1 protein-coding gene is annotated in these 1,561 nt (G+C 39.5%); it reads left to right on the top strand.

All coding sequences use genetic code 11. The features are described 5' to 3' along the window. On the top strand, window positions 1-1,557 hold a 1,557-nt coding region (locus BAZSYMA_RS10385; RefSeq protein WP_241502558.1), incomplete at its 5' end, for an RHS repeat-associated core domain-containing protein. Between the last annotated feature and the right edge of the window lie 4 nt (window positions 1,558-1,561).

Raw genomic sequence — 1,561 nt, 5'->3', positions numbered from 1 at the left:
AATTTACTAGAACCCTACCGCCAAACCTACACCTACGACACAGGCAACAACCTAATTAACCTCTCACACCAAACAAACAGTAGTACTTGGCAACAAACCCTCACCATCCACCCAAACAGCAACCGTGGTACTGAAAATAACAACCAAAATAACTTTGATACCAATGGCAATTTATTAAACTTAAACGATATCGGCAACCTAAAGTGGCACTACAACAACACCTTAAATAAACTGACTAAAGCAGACAAAAGCAACACCACACAATACTATGTTTATGATTATCAAGACAGGCGAGTGCGTATTGTCATTAAATCTAACCACCAAGCGCAAAGCCAGAGAGACTACCTACCTTCACTAGACCTCTCAACTAACCAAGCAAAACAACAAATTGGTACCCTGCATATCGGCACCCATATAATCAGCAAAAGCAGTAAAGACAACACCCAAAACCCCAACCAAACCCGCTACCAACTCACTAGCCACCTACAATCCAACGTCCTAGAGTTGGACGACAAAGCCCAAACCCTCAGCTACGAACACTACTACCCCTATGGTAGCACTACCCTCATCGCTGGCAAAGATAAAGCCCAAGTACAGCAAAAACGCTACCGCTACACAGGCAAAGAAAGAGATGACAGCAGTGGTTTGTCCTACTACGGTGCTAGGTACCTAGCCCCTTGGCTAACGAGGTGGATAAGCCCTGATTCAGCAGGGTCGGTTGATGGTTTGAATTTGTATGTTTATGTGGGCAATAATCCGCTTAAATATAGGGATCCAACAGGGCATGTTAAAGTTTATCAAGTTGACAGGAAAGTTTATTCAAACAGGCATCTGCCCTATAATGAGATAGATATACTAAGTCCAATTGAAGGAACTTATCAGAATAATAATTTATTTTATTTTCCTGAAGCGTACGAAAGACTGGAAAATATTGTCAAGACTTATCCTGCTGATAAATTTAACTTGTTAAACACCAATACAGAATTTTCCATAGAATCAGAAGAGAGTAGCAACGGGGAACTAATCATTCAAGCCTATTCTTATCCGCCTTTTGATTATTTTACGAATATTATGAACTTCTCTACAGGAGAGTTAGTTTTTAATTCAAATCTTAAAAATGAACATAAAGATCACCGTTCTGGCTTGAACGCAACAGAGGTAACCTCTTATCAGTATTTAGGGATGACAAAAATAGCAGGCGCATTAAATATGCTACCTAAAACAATACTACGCCAGAGTATCACCAACCCCAGCACAAACGAAGCAATAGAAATTTATCTAGCGGATAGAAATTATTCAAATTTTTACCGTAATTTTCTTATCAAGAGTGATAATGGCAGATCTTCTTTAAGGATTGCCAATACTTTTAGCCTTAAAGTAGCCTCTGTAGAATTAGAGGCTATGGGCAATAACATTCGCCTATATTTGAAACCAAAAATGCCTTTAATATCTGCTGAAGAACCCCTACCACCTCGTGGAGATATGCATGAATATTTTGCACCTGATAGTAGATTATCTAGGATAAGACGACAAACATGCCACTGCACCATATCGTGATTTC

Origin of the sequence: Bathymodiolus azoricus thioautotrophic gill symbiont, from assembly GCF_001298715.1 — a bacterium.
In the GTDB taxonomy this organism is placed as follows: Bacteria; Pseudomonadota; Gammaproteobacteria; order PS1; family Pseudothioglobaceae; genus Thiodubiliella.
Note: the sequence above shows the minus strand (reverse complement) of the source record. Positions and strands in the feature narration are given on the sequence as shown.